The sequence below is a fragment of the Niallia taxi genome, assembly GCF_032818155.1.
GTDB lineage: Bacteria > Bacillota > Bacilli > Bacillales > Cytobacillaceae > Niallia > Niallia taxi_A.
Window position 1 is genome coordinate 1804863 of record NZ_CP102589.1, and the last position, 15118, is coordinate 1819980.

Below are 15118 nucleotides of genomic sequence, written 5' to 3' on the forward strand. Positions count from 1 at the left end.
TTTTTTAGTGTTAAATGGTAGTATCCTACTAGATTTTATTATATACTAGTTTCAATATCTGTAAGGGAAAAGCTTCTATAATAGAAGCATTATTGGGATAGAAAGAGGGCGACAACATGGAAAAAGCGACATTTGCAGGCGGATGCTTTTGGTGTATGGTAACACCTTTTGATGAGCTTCCTGGAATTGGCGGTATTGTGTCAGGTTATACGGGAGGACATATCGAAAATCCTACATATGAGCAAGTAAAAACAGGAACTACTGGACATGCGGAAGTGGTGGAAATCACCTTTGATCCAGAGTTATTTCCCTACGAAAGACTGCTAGAGCTGTATTGGCAGCAAATTGATCCAACAGACAGCGGCGGGCAATTTCATGATAGAGGCTCTCAATATCGTACGGCGATTTATTATCATAATGAAAAGCAAAAACAGCTGGCAGAGGAGTCAAAAAAGGCAATTGAAGATAGTGGCCGCTTCAAAAAGCCGATTGTTACCGAAATTGAGCCTGCTGTAACTTTTTATCCTGCTGAGGAATATCACCAAGACTATCATAAGAAAAACAAGCAGCATTATAAAGAGGACAGAGAAAAGTCTGGCAGAGATGAATATATAAACGAACATTGGAAGTGAGAAAAAAGAGGCTGGGACATAAGTAAGTGAATCCGCATAAAAACCGAACTACTTAATCAACCAATGATTAAATAGTTCGGCTTTTTTGTGTTTTTTAGTTTTAATACACTTATTAGAAAACTTAGTGGAATGGAGCGGAGGTCACTCGACTCCTGCGAGAAATAGAGGAAAGGCTTAGACCCCGCAGGCGAAGACGAGGAGGCTCAGCTTCCTCCCCGCGGAAAGCGCGAGGACGAGCGCGCAATGAAACGAACCAATTTTAAACCCATATCTATTTAGTCACGTGCTTCTTTTTTCAAATTTAGATGTAATTTTATTATTCGTGTTTAGAAAGGTTATCTTTTGTTTTGTCCCAGCCTCTTTTTCGTTCCAATATTAAAATTCTGTTTGCAAAAGTTTCAGAGCTTTAACCAATTTTAAGCACTCTCTATAAAGCATCTGCCTATTATTTCATTACGTACTCCTGCAAAAAGTCATCAATTACTTGCTCGTATTCTTGCTTATTTTCATTATAGCTTTGAGCATGGAATCCATTTAATGCAAGAAATAGCTTCTTCGGTCCCTTTTTCTTTTCGAACAGCTTTTGTGTCATTTCAGGCAATATAAAGGTGTCCTTTTCACTATGGATAAATAGCATCGGCTTCTCAATTTTATCAATTACAGCAATTGGGGAGACTTGGCGGATGGAATATCGCTGTCTTGCCCGCAGGACCAAATCAGCAATTGGCAAGAACAGATTACCCGGCACCTTCATTTCTGCTTTGACTAAATGGTTCAATTGTTCACCAAAGTCGGAGAAGGGACAATCAGCAATATAGAAATCAGCTCCATCCTCGACCATGCCAGCATATAAAATCATTGTAGCAGCACCCATTGATTCCCCGTGAATTCCTAATAGTATATCTTCGCCTTTATCAGCCTTTAACCAATCAACAACCGCCTTTAAGTCAAATTTCTCGAAATGACCAAAGCTTGTTGTTTTACCGCCAGACTCGCCATGTCTGCGATGGTCATAAATAATGACATTAAATCCTCTTTCTAAAAACATGTTCATATATTTGATGGAATTTAGTTTATTTTCAGTTACTCCATGAGCAATAATAATATAGCGCTTATTAGGATATGGCTCTGTAGCAATTGCTTTTAACATATAGCCATAAGGAGACGGAATACTTATTTCCCTTTTTTTTAGTGTCTCTAATGTCACAGGATCAAGCCTTCCGGCGGCCTTTTCTCTGTTAAAGATAAATTCGTCCTCTTTTTTCTTCATATACATCAACCTATTTGTGCAGTAAACACCGATGGATGTAAAAAATATCAAGAATGAAAAGAAATAGCGAAAAAATTTTTTCACATTCATTCCCCCGAACAAAATAATTTCATTTCAAAAAACTACTATGAGTTTACCATTATTTTCTAAAGAAACAAAGCAGGCTATAGTAGTAAATACAACCTTTTTAGGCTACCGATACATATACAAAAATAAGGATACCCGTAATTTGGCAGATTTAATCAGAAGAGCATTTACATATGGAGCTGGTGAAAGATATACTCACTGAAAAATAGCAAGAATAGTAACAGTATACGGCTTGTTCCATTACGTGACACACCGTTTTTCCCGAAAATAGAGCCTGTTAGTGGACAGAAGCGCGGAAATGAACGGGAACTAAAAAATATGGTATGATACAAGCAAGTGCAAACAGAAAGGTTGATAATTAATGGCAGAGCATCATTTTCATTTAAAGGCAAACTGGCCAGGGCTTCGCAATGATATCGGTACAATCGAAAGCGGGAACTTAAAAACGCAAATTTCTATCCCGCAGGAAATGGATGGGCCAGGTGTCGGGACAAATCCGGATGAAATGCTTTTAGGTGCGGCAGCAACCTGTTTCATTATCACATTGGCTGCTATGATGGAAAGAAGCAATTTGAACAAAAAAAGCTTAAACCTAGAATCGGAAGCAATTGTAGATGTGACAAACGGTGTCTTTACATATAAGGAGATAATCCATCGTCCAACAATTATATTGAACGATGAAGCGACACAAAAAGACGTGACGCTTGCAGCAAGGCTTGCTGAGAAAGCGGAGGCATCCTGCATGATTACAAGAGCAATTAAAGGCAATGTTAAAGTTAGCCTTGATGAGACGATACGAATTGGTGAATAAATAGTAGGGGAGATTTACATGAAGAAGAAACAAAACAGACAGGCGAAAAAAGAAACTAGCGACAAGCCAGTAACACTAGGAGATATGCTAAATGAGCAGCTCGCAAAGCAATTAAAGGATAAGAAGCAAGAACTTAAGGCCGAAGAGGAAGAAAGACTAAAAGCAGAAGAAGCAAGAAAAAAAGAAGAACGCCGCCAAAAAGAAAAAAACAAAAGCTTTGAAGAGCTTCTGAACGATACACCGATGAACTGGAAAGAATTCAAATAAAAGCAGCAGGATGACCCTGCTGCTTTTATTATTATCTATGATCTTTATAAATGGATGCCTTTGAAGCCTCCTGAATGATTTTTAGTTCATCTGGAGTAAGTGCAGCACTGTTAACAGCTTTAGCATTCTCTTGCAGCTGCAAGACACTGCTTGCTCCAGCAATAACAGAGGCAACAGCAGGATTAGAAAGATTATATTGTACTGCCGCTTCCAGTAAGGAATGATTGTGAGCTAATTTTTCCTTTAATAACTCTAATGTTGAGCGAAGTTCTTCTTCCGTATATTCCATATAGCCTTTTGAAGAAAGCTTTCTCGCAAAATTGTCACTAAGCAACCCTTTTGCGACAGGTCCCCGTGCAACAACACTGATGCCATTTTCATGAAGCAGCGGCAATGCTTCTTCCTCTGGACGCCTGTCCAATACACTGTATTGCATCATAACAGATACAATATTAGAACGCTTTACATATTCCCTGATGACATTTGGACGAATGGAGGAAATGCCGTAATAACGAATATAACCTTCTTCTTTCAATTCCTCAAACGCTTCAATTGTTTCATCAATAGGGTCTTCCAGTGTCCCGCCATGGAGCTGATATAAATCAATGTAATCAGTGCCAAGACGCTTGAGGCTGTTTTTGGCAGCTTCCTTTATGTGGGATTTGCTGGCATCCCAAGTCCAGCCTTCCTCACCTTCCTGCCATTTATTCCCTGCTTTACTGGCAATGATGATATCCTCACGATTTTGCTTAAAGAATTTGCCGAGTAATTGCTCATTTTGTCCGAGGTCATACAAATCAGCTGTGTCAAAATAATTAATGCCAGCTTCTATTGCTGCCTCCAGCACAGGGAAAGCTGTTTTTTCGTCTGTTCCTAAGCTCATGCATCCAAGACCAAGTGCAGAAATATATAAATCAGATTGTCCTAAACGGTTCTTTTTCATCAAAAACACCTCTCTCATGTTAAGCTTGCCTCTTTATTTTATCGAAAAGAAGGAGCAGAAGACAAAGGATGTGCCCTATTTTTTGGCTTCTTTTTTTCTTTGCGGTGTATCTGCATCTATCCAGTCTTTTACAAACTTATAGTCTTTTTGATAATTTTTAAGCATATGACGCACTTGCCAAGCCTTGCCTGTCAGAATAATTGCGTTTTGTTGTTTATAAATCTTCAAGGATTGCCTCCGTTTCCTTCCCTTTTGGAAGGGGAAATAAGTATAATGAAATATATGAAAACTGGTTTAGAAAATAGAACAGGAGTGAAACACAGATGGAAAATTTAGAAGAAAAAACAATCAGCACAAAGGAAATCTTTAAAGGAAGAATTATTTCTCTGCAAGTCGATGAGGTGCTGCTTCCGAATGGGAACACATCGACACGGGAAATCATTAAGCATCCTGGTGCGGTAGCTGTTATTGCCATAACAGAGGATGATAAGCTTGTTGTAGTGGAACAATACAGAAAAGCCTTTGAAAAAGCGATTATTGAGATTCCGGCAGGTAAGCTGGAAAAGGACGAGGATCCTGCCGTTTGTGCAAGCAGGGAGCTTGAGGAAGAAACTGGCTATGGCTGTAAGAACTTGGAGCATATTACCTCCTTTTATACATCACCAGGCTTTGCAGATGAACTGGTTCATATCTACTTAGCAAAAGGACTTTATAAAAAGGAAGATGCAGCAGGACTTGACGAGGATGAGTTTGTGAATCTTATGGAAATCTCATTAGAAGAAGCGCTTGTTTTAATAAAGGAGCAAAAAATTCTTGATGCTAAAACAATGTATGCTGTTCAATACTGGCAGCTCCTTGGAAAATAAGGTGATAGGGATGAAACACATATTTACAGACCTGCATATTCATATTGGCAGAACAGCAAGCGGTAAAGCCGTAAAAATAACCGGATCTCGGAACTTAACCTTTTTGAACATCATTGAGTATGCGAGTTTTCAAAAGGGGCTTGATATGATTGGGATTATTGATTGTCATTCGCCAGAAGTATTAATGGAAATGGATACATACATAGCAGAAGGCAGAATGACTCAAAAGAGTGGCGGCGGTCTGGAAATGGATGGTATCACGATTATTCCTGGTTCTGAGTTAGAAATATATGATGATGCATGTAGTGGACCGATTCATGTGCTCTGCTATTTGCCGACATTGAATGCAATGAAGGAATTTTCCTTATGGCTGTCTGGTAAAATGAAGAATATTCAATTAAGTTCACAACGTATATATGTGACAGGAATCGAGCTGCAGCGAAAGGTAAAGGAGCTTTGTGGCCTGTTTATTCCTGCTCATATCTTCACGCCGTTTAAAAGTATGTATGGAAGCGGTGTGAAGCAATCTCTTTCAGAGGTTTTCGATCCGTCACTCATTGATGCAGTCGAACTTGGCTTAAGCTCAAATACAGAAATGGCCGACAATATAAAGGAGCTTCATGCTTATCCTTATGTAACAAATTCAGATGCCCATTCACTTGCGAAACTCGGCCGTGAATATCAAATATTGGAGCTGAAGGAAGCATCCTTTCAAGAGCTGGAAAAGGCATTAAAGGGGATGGATGGCAGGAGAATTGTGGCGAATTATGGGATGGACCCGTTGTTAGGCAAATACCATGAAACAGTTTGCTTGAAATGTCATAAGCCACTAGGAGAAGAAGAAGCTGCTTGTAGCAGCTGTGGTCATAAAATCGTAAAAAAAGGAGTTGCTGCAAGGATTCAGGAGCTTTCAACAAAAAGTACGAAACCAGCGCGGCCACCCTATATTCACCAAGTACCACTTGAATTCATCCCAGGTTTAGGAAACAAAACACTAGAGAAGCTGCTTTCCTATTTCTCAACAGAAATGCAAATCATACATGCTGCACCATATGAAAAGCTGGCCGAAATAGTCCCAGCCAAAATAGCAGACTATATCCAAGCAGCAAGAGAAGGCAGCCTGTCCCTCACAGTAGGAGGCGGAGGCCGTTACGGAAGTGTTTATATAAAGGAAGAAAATAAATAAACAGAAAACAGTATGTAAAGTCTAATTCAACACCAAACTATTTGATCATTATTGATTAATAGTTTGGTTTTTTTGTGGTTCCAGTTTAGAAAGTATGATCTCATCCTCTCCCATTTAGCACAAAAACTGAATTTTATATGCTAAATATAATTTGGTAGAAAAATACTAGAGTTACTAGTCATATGCTGCGCTCTTGTTTCATAGAATGAAATAACAGATTGGCACAGAGGAGAGATAGCAATGAAAAAAAATAAGTACCAGAACATTCTAGCAAATCATTTTCGAGAACATTCCTCCATCTATTTATTTATTGCAGTGTTGTTTTTAATGGGTGTCATATTCGGTGCAATTGTGGTTAACAGCCTGACATTAAGCCAAAAAGAAGACCTTTTCTATTATTTGTCACAATTTTTCAGCCAAATTTCTAACGGCAAGGTTGCAGACAGCAAAGACTTGTTTATTCAGAGCTTTTCTCATAACAGTAAATTCATTGGCTTAATGTGGCTTTTAGGCATTTCGATTATTGGGTTGCCTGTTATTCTCATTTTATTATTTATAAAAGGAATGGTTGTCGGGTTTACAGTCGGATTTTTAGTAAATCAAATGGGCTGGAATGGCTTTTTACTTTCTTTTGTTTCTGTATTGCCGCAAAATATCATTATCATTCCTGTGTTCATCATATCTGCAACATTGGCTGTTTCATTCTCTTTCAAGATGATCAGACAGCAATTTATGAAAAAAATGGGAGAACCAATGCTTCCGTTATTCGGGCGATACATGGTATTGTTGGTTGGGGCAATTGTTTCTTTAGTGATAGCTGCAGGTGTAGAAGCGTATATTTCTCCTGGCTTAATGAAATCCATTGTTAATATGGTCAGCTCCTTTATAGGCGGCTTTAGTTTATAAAGTAATAGATTATAATGATTTTAAACAACAAATAATTATTGATTCTTATTTATAATAATTTTTATTAGGATTCTAATCCTTCTTCTGTTATAATGATATGGACAGTGGCTAGGGAGGGACTTTCGGAATGGAAAGTAGAATAGATAGAATAAAAAAGCTGTTGCATTCTTCGAGCTATAAATTGACTCCTCAGAGAGAAGCAACAGTGAGGGTTTTGCTAGAGAATGAAGAAGACCACTTAAGTGCAGAAGATGTTTACCTCCTTGTAAAAGAAAAATCGCCCGAAATTGGATTAGCGACAGTTTACCGGACATTAGAACTTCTGACTGAGCTGAAAATCGTTGATAAAATAAATTTCGGTGATGGTGTTTCTAGATATGATTTACGACAAGAAGGTGCAGCTCACTTTCATCATCATTTAGTATGCATAGAATGTGGTGCTGTTGACGAGATTCAAGAGGATTTATTAGGAGATGTTGAAAAAGTAGTTGAACGTGACTGGAATTTTAAAATAAAAGATCACCGTTTGACCTTTCATGGAATATGTCATCGCTGCAATGAAAAAAGTGCAGATTAAAAAAAGAATGAGAAACCTTTTTCATATGGAGAAGGTTTTTTGATTTGTTTCATAGAATAGGCTCTATTATAGGTATATTTTCTTCCTAAACTGGCATAGCTTTTAATAAGAAACTAGTTTGGAGGAAAATCTATGCTGCAATGGTCTAAAGTTGTCTTTCGGACAGCAAAGGTATTTTTGCTTTTTGTTGGATGTACGATTCTTTTTTATTATGCACTTATATGGTTTAATGAAGAATATCAGGATTTTCATCGCTATGATGAACCGTCTGGAGCTGCTGTGAAAGTGAGCGGTGATGGGGAGGCTGACGAGTTTTCCTGGAAAGAACGAATATTTCTTTTTTTCTTAAATGGGGAGTAATGATAAATGGAACAACAGCTAAAGGACCTTATGCATTATTTATTAGTGGAAAAGGGTTTGGCGAAAAATACACTAGTTTCTTATGAAAGGGATTTGAAATCCTATTGCAAGTATATAAGGGACATAGAACAAATTGGCCTAACTGATATTCAACGCGCACATATCGTTCGATTTTTGGGGTTTTTGAAGGATAAAGGGAAGTCTTCCAAAACAATCGCCAGACATATAGCTTCCATCCGAGCATTTCATCAGTTTCTTTTCCGTGACAGGGTGACAGAAGAGGATCCAACTGTACATATTGAAACCCCGCAAGGAGAGCGGTCATTGCCTAAGGTGCTATCCATGCAAGAGGTGGAGGCGTTGCTTGAATTTCCTAAAAAGCTTGATCACTTCGGAAAAAGGGACAAGGCAATGCTTGAGCTTTTGTATGCGACAGGAATTCGTGTAAGTGAATTGATTCAATTGAACATGGACGATGTTCATTTAATGATGGGATTTGTACGCTGTATCGGCAAAGGGAATAAAGAGAGAATTATTCCGATTGGCGGTGCTGCAACAAAAGCGATAACCGTTTATCTGGAAGAAGGAAGAGCAGATTTTTCAAACAAAAAAGAAAAATCAGATGCGCTCTTTCTAAACCATCATGGCAGAAGACTTTCTCGGCAAGGATTCTGGAAAATCCTTAAACGTCTTGGAAAAGAAGCAGATATCAAAAAGGAAATCACTCCACATACGTTAAGGCATTCATTTGCTACCCATCTATTGGAGAATGGGGCAGATTTGCGGGCGGTTCAAGAGATGCTCGGACATGCTGATATCTCAACAACACAAATTTATACACATGTTACAAAAACTAGATTAAAAGATGTTTACAGCCAATATCATCCAAGAGCATAGGGTCAGCCCTTTCACCACCTATACATTCGTATGGTGAAAGGCTGGCCCTAAAATAATTATAGGAAATAGATGTCAGACTTCTGACAATGTGCTATAATTTTTTTGGTTAAAGATACATACTAAAGGGTAAAATAGGATGATTAATTTTATATTAGGAGGTAAAAAAATGTCCAAATATCCATTTAAAAGGGTATTCCTGATTGTGATGGATTCAGTCGGAATTGGTGAAGCACCAGATGCTGAAAAATTTGGCGATTTAGGTGCACATACCCTTGGTCATATAGCAGAAAAAATGAATGGCCTACATATGCCGAATATGGGAAAATTAGGCTTGAGCAATATTGAGGCAATTAAAGGAATTGATAAGGCTGACAAGCCTTTAGCACATTATACAAAAATGCAAGAGGCATCAAACGGGAAGGATACAATGACAGGCCACTGGGAAATCATGGGCTTGCGTATTGATACACCGTTCCGTGTTTTTCCAGAAGGATTTCCGGATGAGCTTCTGCAAGAACTAGAAACAAAAACAGGCCGTAAAATTATTGGCAACAAGCCTGCAAGTGGCACTGAGATCCTCGATGAGCTTGGAGAAGAGCATATGAAATCAGGCGATTTAATCGTCTATACATCTGCTGATTCGGTTCTGCAGATTGCTGCACATGAAGAGGTAGTACCATTAAAAGAGCTTTATGAAATTTGTGAACTCGCAAGAGAGTTGACTCTTGATGAGAAATACATGGTCGGCAGAATTATTGCAAGACCATTTTTGGGTGAGCCAGGCAATTTCAAAAGGACTGCAAACCGTCATGACTATGCACTTAAGCCGTTCGATAGAACAGTGATGAACGAGTTAAAGGACAATGGGCTGGACAGTATTGCTATCGGAAAAATCTCGGATATATATGATGGGGAGGGTGTAACCCAATCACTACGGACAGTATCCAATATGGACGGAATGGATAAGCTTCTAGAAACATTACATATGGACTTTACAGGCGTAAGCTTCTTAAATCTTGTTGATTTTGATGCCCTTTATGGACATAGACGTGACCCAATCGGTTATGGAAAGGCATTAGAGGAATATGATGCAAGGCTGACAGAGGTATTGCCACTCTTAAATGAAGATGATTTGCTTATTATTACGGCAGACCATGGCAATGACCCCGTTGCTCCTGGCACAGACCACACAAGAGAATATGTGCCTTTGTTAGTATATAATAAGAGCATCAGTGCTTCCCGTGAGCTTCCATTAAGAGAAACATTTGCGGATATTGGTGCAACAATAGCAGATAATTTCCAAGTTACTTTACCTAAGCACGGCAAAAGTTTCTTGAAGGAATTAATATAAGGAGCAGTGAACATGAATTATACAAAAATTAAACAATCAGCAGACTTTTTAAAAGAAAAATATGCAGCAGTACCGAAGCTTGGGCTTATTTTAGGGTCAGGACTTGGTGTTTTGGCAGAAGAAATTGAAAATGCTGTCAAAATTCCTTATGAGCAAATTCCTGAATTCCCAGTATCTACAGTGGAAGGCCATGCTGGCCAGCTTGTATTTGGAACAATAGGCGGTGTTGAAGTTGTCGCAATGCAAGGAAGATTCCATTATTATGAAGGCTATACTTTCGAAAAGGTGACATTCCCTATTCGCGTGATGAAAGAACTAGGTGTTGAAAACCTTATCGTTACAAATGCGGCAGGTGGTGTGAATGAGGCATTTGCTCCTGGGGACTTAATGTTGATTTCTGATCATATAAACAATATGGGAACAAACCCGTTAATCGGACCAAATGATTCTGCATTAGGTGTAAGATTCCCAGATATGTCTGAAGCATACTGCAAGAATTTACGAGCAGCAGCAAAAGATATCGCTGCCAATATTGGCTTAAAGGTGCAAGAGGGTGTTTATGTCGGTAATACAGGTCCTTCCTATGAAACGCCTGCAGAGGTTAGAATGCTAAGAGTTTTAGGTGGAGATGCTGTTGGTATGTCAACGGTTCCAGAAGTAATTGTAGCAAGACATGCTGGACTTAAAGTACTTGGAATTTCCTGCATCTCAAACATGGCAGCAGGCATTCTTGATCAGCCTCTTAACCATGAAGAAGTAATTGAAACAACGGAAAAGGTAAAAGCAGACTTCCTTAAATATGTTAAAGAATTAGTCAAAGAAATCGGCAAATAGTAGATAAGGGGATTCTCACTATGAAAATGCGAATGGTTGATTTAATTGAGAAAAAACGTGATGGACGCGAATTGACGGAAGAGGAAATTTCTTTCATTATTAATGGCTATACGGATGGTACAATACCTGATTATCAAATCAGTGCATTCACAATGGCAGTGTTTTTCCAAGGCATGACAGAAAAGGAACGAGCCGATTTAACAATGGCAATGGTACATTCTGGCGATGTTATCGACCTGTCAGCAATTGAAGGAATCAAAGTTGACAAGCATTCTACAGGCGGTGTTGGCGACACGACTACACTTGTTCTTGGTCCATTAGTGGCAGCTGTCGGCGTTCCAGTCGCAAAAATGAGTGGACGCGGACTTGGTCACACTGGCGGAACAATCGATAAACTAGAAGCTGTTAAAGGCTTCCATGTTGAAATCGATAAAGAGGAATTTATTAAACTAGTAAATAAAAATAAGGTTGCTGTAATTGGTCAAAGCGGCAACTTAACTCCTGCAGACAAGAAATTGTACGCTTTAAGGGATGTTACGGCAACGGTAAACAGTATCCCTCTTATTGCAAGCAGTATTATGAGCAAAAAAATCGCTGCAGGTGCTGATGCGATTTGTCTTGATGTAAAAACGGGTGCAGGAGCATTCATGAAGTCATTGGATGATTCAAGGGAGCTTGCAGAAGCGATGGTGCGAATCGGTAATAATGTCGGCCGTAAAACGATGGCGATTATTTCAGACATGAGCCAGCCTCTTGGATATGCAATTGGGAATGCGCTAGAAGTAAAGGAAGCAATTGATACATTAAAAGGTCAAGGGCCAAAAGATTTATCAGAGCTGTGTCTTACTCTTGGATCTCAAATGGTGTATTTGGCAGAAAAGGCTGATAGTATTGAAGCAGCAAGAGAATTGTTGGAAGAAGCAATCAAGAGTGGCAAGGCTTTGGAAACATTCAAGCTCTTCTTGGAATCTCAAGGCGGCGATGCAAGTGTTGTTGATCATCCTGAGCGTCTCCCGCAGGCCCCGTTCAAGCTGGAGCTTCCTGCGAAAGAGTCAGGCTACGTGGCAGAAATCACTGCTGACAGCATTGGGACAGCAGCAATGATTCTCGGTGCCGGCAGAGCGACGAAGGAATCGGAAATTGATTTATCTGTTGGATTGGTACTTAACAAAAAGATCGGTGACAAGGTGGAGGCAGGCGAATCACTTGTAACCATTTACAGTAATACAGAAAATATTGATGATGTGAAGCAGAGATTGTATGAACATATTAAAGTCATAGACAAAAAAGTCGATGCTCCAGAATTGATTTATGAAGTAATTACTGGCTGATTTTGTGAAACAAGAAGGTCGAGGAAAACTCGATCTTCTTTTTTGTAAACTAATTAGACAATAATCTAATTGCTTTGTTATAATATTGCTAAAAGCGAGGGGTGTGAATGATGAACATTGAACTGACGAGAGTAAAGGTGAAAAACGGGAAATCTTCTAAAGTTGATGAATGGCTAGAGCTTCTCAATAAAGAAATGGATAAAGTGCTTCTTACATTAGAAGCTGAAAAAATGTATGTGGAAACCATTTTTCGGGAGTTTACAGAGAGTGGTGAATTCCTTTATTGGTATTCCATCCAAGGTGATGGGGGAGCATCTCTCCATGAATCAGACTTTGAAATCGATAAACTTCATATCGCCTATTGGGAGGAATGTATTGACGAAGACTATGAACCAGTTCATATGAAGAAGAAAGTATCGATGATTCAAGATAAAGTACTGGCAGCTCTTCAATAAAAAATTATTTTCAGTCAGATTTCCTAACTAATTTGTAGCACGAAAGATGAGGATAAGGTATGCTTTTAAAATACAGAATATTCATACTCTTCATGTGACTAATATATTTTTTAGGAGGCTAATTATGGGTAAAACAGATGTAACGGACTGGCTTAATGAGCACGAACAATTCTTTACAGAGATGGCAAAGGATATTTGGGAACATCCACAGGTAGCATATGAGGAGACATATGCTGCAGAAAAGCAAATGACAGCACTTCAAAATGCCGGCTTTTCGATTAAAGAAAATGCGGGAGGATCAATTACCGCGTTTGTGGCAGAGTATGGGACTGGTAAGCCTCTTATTGGTATTTTGGGAGAATATGATGCATTGCCAGGCCTTTCTCAAAAGGTTTCACCTATTCGTGCTGAAATCGTCGAAAAAGGTCCAGGCCATGGCTGTGGTCACAATCTTTTAGGAACAGCAGGCGTCGCAGCAGTGATGGCGTTAAAGGACAAAATGGCTGCTGAAAATCTTGCAGGTACAATCCGCTACTATGGCTGTCCTGCCGAAGAAGTGCTGTCAGGAAAGACTTTCATGGCTAGAAGCGGTTTGTTTAATGACCTGGATTGTGCCTTAACCTGGCATCCTGGTACAGCTAATATGACTTCTAACTTCAGCATGCAGGCGATGGTTTCTATTAAGTTTCACTTTACAGGCATTGCTGCACATGCTGCTGGCGCACCTCATGCGGGAAGAAGCGCATTGGATGCCGTCGAAATAATGAATATTGGATCTAATTATTTACGTGAACATATATTAGATGGTTCAAGAATTCATTATGTTATCACAAATGGAGGGCTTGCTCCGAATATTGTTCCAGATACAAGCACTGTTTGGTATTATATCCGTGCTGCTACAAAGGAGCAGGTCGATGAGCTGCTTGAAAGGGTAAAGAAGTGTGCAGATGGAGCTGCTTTGATGACAGAAACAGCTGTAAGCTCAGAAATACTAGCCTTTGCCTATGAAACATTGCCAAATGACAGATTAAATGATGTGATGAAAGCGAATATGGAGGAAAACCCGATCTACTTTACTGAAGAAGAAAAGCAGTTTGCTAAGGAGATTATTGCTTCCATTGATCCGAAAATTGTAGAAGGTTCCCAAAAAAGAATCGCTGCCTATACAGATGAACTTCTTCCAACTGTAAGTATTAACGATCCGAAAATGAAGGGAGTATCTGTCGGCGGGTCAACAGACGTTGGCGATGTCAGCTGGATTACACCTGTTGGCCAAGTGACAACAACTTGTGCACCAGTTGGTGTTCAAGCACACTCCTGGCAAGCAACTGCTTCCTATGGAAGTTCCATCGGTTTTAAAGGCATGCATTTGGCCGCCAAAACAATGGCGTTAACGCTGTATGATTTGTTGCAGGATCAAACGATAATAAAGGAAGCTAAAGAAGAGTTTGCAAACTTTGCAGCAGCCAAACCGTATGTACCTGGAATCCCCGCAAATGTTATGCCTCCGAATCAAGTGAAAGAGCTTGTACATGAATGACTAATAAAAGGGAAGCACTGTAATAAGTGCTTCCCTTTTGTTTGTTTATTGCTTTGTTAATATGACTGGTCCATCAGCAGTAATGGCTAAAGTATGTTCATACTGTGCAGATAGACTGCCGTCTACAGTTCGTGCTGTCCATCCGTCTAAATCGACCTTTGCATGATACATGCCTGTATTAAGCATTGGCTCAATCGTAATAACCATACCCTCTTTTAATCTTCTTCCTAAATTTGGCGGACCATAATGAGGAACTTGCGGTTCTTCATGCATATTTCTCCCAATCGCATGACCGACAAAATCACGTACGACAGAATAGCCCTTTGATTCAGCATAGCTTTGAACAGCATGAGAAATATCTCCGACTCTGTTGCCGACAACCGCTTGCTCAATCCCTTTATATAATGCCTCTTCCGTTGTTTTCAACAAATTTTGCGCTTCATCTGAAATGGTTCCAACAGCATATGACCATGCAGAATCAGCCAGCCATCCATCTAAATTAACGACCATATCTATTGTTACAATATCCCCGTTTTTCAAAGAGGTTTTGTTTGGAAAGCCATGGCAAATAACATCATTTACCGAAGCACATGTCGCAAAAGGATAGCCATGATAGCCCTTCTGCTCAGGAGTTGCCCCTCTTTTTGTAATATATTCTTCTGCAAATCTATCAATCTCAAGTGTAGTAACGCCAGGTTTTATCAATTTACGGATTTCCTTATGGCAATCAGCAAGGATTTCCCCAGCTTTTTTCATCTTTTCGATTTGCTCCTTCGTTTTTATATGGATCAACGTTTCTCCTCCT

General features: G+C 39.4%; 18 protein-coding genes. 14 read left to right on the top strand and 4 right to left on the bottom strand.

Annotation, left to right across the window (positions count from 1 at the left end):
- The first annotated feature begins 116 nt into the window (after positions 1-116).
- The gene (msrA, locus tag NQZ71_RS08865; protein ID WP_275005832.1) at positions 117-632 is read left to right on the top strand and encodes a peptide-methionine (S)-S-oxide reductase MsrA; all 516 of its coding nucleotides are present in this window, start codon (positions 117-119) and stop codon (positions 630-632) included.
- A gap of 445 nt (positions 633-1077) precedes the next feature.
- Here the strand turns inward: msrA and NQZ71_RS08870 are convergent, their stop codons facing one another.
- On the bottom strand, positions 1078-1986 hold the full coding sequence (locus NQZ71_RS08870; RefSeq protein ID WP_144452723.1) for an alpha/beta hydrolase: 909 nt from the start codon (positions 1984-1986) through the stop codon (positions 1078-1080).
- 364 nt (positions 1987-2350) lie between these two features.
- Between NQZ71_RS08870 and NQZ71_RS08875 the strand changes: the two genes are divergently transcribed.
- Together NQZ71_RS08875 and NQZ71_RS08880 are read left to right on the top strand one after the other, a co-directional pair.
- A complete protein-coding gene (locus NQZ71_RS08875) occupies positions 2351-2800 on the top strand; it encodes an OsmC family protein (protein WP_144452725.1) in 450 nt (149 codons plus the stop codon).
- Between the two features lie 18 nt (positions 2801-2818).
- Positions 2819-3067, top strand: a complete 249-nt coding sequence (locus NQZ71_RS08880; RefSeq protein WP_144452727.1) for a YqkE family protein — start codon at positions 2819-2821, stop codon at positions 3065-3067.
- A 31-nt stretch (positions 3068-3098) separates the two neighbouring features.
- Here NQZ71_RS08880 and NQZ71_RS08885 read toward each other — a convergent pair whose 3' ends face one another.
- Both NQZ71_RS08885 and mciZ read right to left on the bottom strand, forming a co-directional pair.
- On the bottom strand, positions 3099-4010 hold the full coding sequence (locus tag NQZ71_RS08885; RefSeq protein ID WP_317011681.1) for an aldo/keto reductase: 912 nt from the start codon (positions 4008-4010) through the stop codon (positions 3099-3101).
- Between the two features lie 75 nt (positions 4011-4085).
- The gene (gene mciZ, locus NQZ71_RS08890) at positions 4086-4238 is read right to left on the bottom strand and encodes a Z-ring formation inhibitor MciZ (protein ID WP_144452731.1); all 153 of its coding nucleotides are present in this window, start codon (positions 4236-4238) and stop codon (positions 4086-4088) included.
- Positions 4239-4333: 95 nt separating this feature from the next.
- Here mciZ and NQZ71_RS08895 point away from each other — a divergent pair, with 95 nt between their 5' ends.
- The 11 genes from NQZ71_RS08895 (at position 4334) to NQZ71_RS08945 (ending at position 14313) form a co-directional block, all read left to right on the top strand.
- Entirely contained in the window at positions 4334-4876 is a 543-nt protein-coding gene (locus NQZ71_RS08895; protein WP_144452733.1) for an NUDIX hydrolase, read from the top strand.
- 10 nt (positions 4877-4886) lie between these two features.
- Complete coding sequence (locus NQZ71_RS08900) at positions 4887-6062, top strand: TIGR00375 family protein (protein ID WP_275005823.1); 1176 nt, start codon at positions 4887-4889, stop codon at positions 6060-6062.
- Positions 6063-6302: 240 nt separating this feature from the next.
- Complete coding sequence (spoIIM, locus tag NQZ71_RS08905; protein WP_144452737.1) at positions 6303-6968, top strand: stage II sporulation protein M; 666 nt, start codon at positions 6303-6305, stop codon at positions 6966-6968.
- Positions 6969-7095: 127 nt separating this feature from the next.
- Positions 7096-7545: a ferric iron uptake transcriptional regulator gene (gene fur / locus NQZ71_RS08910; protein WP_127737555.1), complete on the top strand. Its 450-nt coding sequence runs from the start codon at positions 7096-7098 to the stop codon at positions 7543-7545.
- Positions 7546-7677: 132 nt separating this feature from the next.
- A complete protein-coding gene (locus NQZ71_RS08915; RefSeq protein ID WP_144452739.1) occupies positions 7678-7905 on the top strand; it encodes a YqzK family protein in 228 nt (75 codons plus the stop codon).
- Between the two features lie 6 nt (positions 7906-7911).
- Complete coding sequence (gene xerD / locus NQZ71_RS08920) at positions 7912-8802, top strand: site-specific tyrosine recombinase XerD (RefSeq protein WP_317011683.1); 891 nt, start codon at positions 7912-7914, stop codon at positions 8800-8802.
- A 166-nt stretch (positions 8803-8968) separates the two neighbouring features.
- On the top strand, positions 8969-10153 hold the full coding sequence (gene deoB, locus NQZ71_RS08925; RefSeq protein WP_317011684.1) for a phosphopentomutase: 1185 nt from the start codon (positions 8969-8971) through the stop codon (positions 10151-10153).
- Between the two features lie 12 nt (positions 10154-10165).
- Positions 10166-10987: a purine-nucleoside phosphorylase gene (locus NQZ71_RS08930; protein ID WP_144452745.1), complete on the top strand. Its 822-nt coding sequence runs from the start codon at positions 10166-10168 to the stop codon at positions 10985-10987.
- A 26-nt stretch (positions 10988-11013) separates the two neighbouring features.
- The gene (locus NQZ71_RS08935) at positions 11014-12318 is read left to right on the top strand and encodes a pyrimidine-nucleoside phosphorylase (protein ID WP_317011738.1); all 1305 of its coding nucleotides are present in this window, start codon (positions 11014-11016) and stop codon (positions 12316-12318) included.
- A 110-nt stretch (positions 12319-12428) separates the two neighbouring features.
- Positions 12429-12773, top strand: a complete 345-nt coding sequence (locus NQZ71_RS08940; RefSeq protein WP_317011739.1) for a DUF6176 family protein — start codon at positions 12429-12431, stop codon at positions 12771-12773.
- A gap of 124 nt (positions 12774-12897) precedes the next feature.
- Positions 12898-14313, top strand: a complete 1416-nt coding sequence (locus tag NQZ71_RS08945; RefSeq protein WP_317011685.1) for an amidohydrolase — start codon at positions 12898-12900, stop codon at positions 14311-14313.
- A 45-nt stretch (positions 14314-14358) separates the two neighbouring features.
- Here NQZ71_RS08945 and map read toward each other — a convergent pair whose 3' ends face one another.
- Positions 14359-15105 carry a type I methionyl aminopeptidase gene (map, locus tag NQZ71_RS08950; RefSeq protein WP_144452749.1) on the bottom strand — a complete coding sequence of 249 codons (747 nt, stop codon included), beginning with the start codon at positions 15103-15105 and terminating at the stop codon, positions 14359-14361.
- Positions 15106-15118 lie beyond the last annotated feature (13 nt).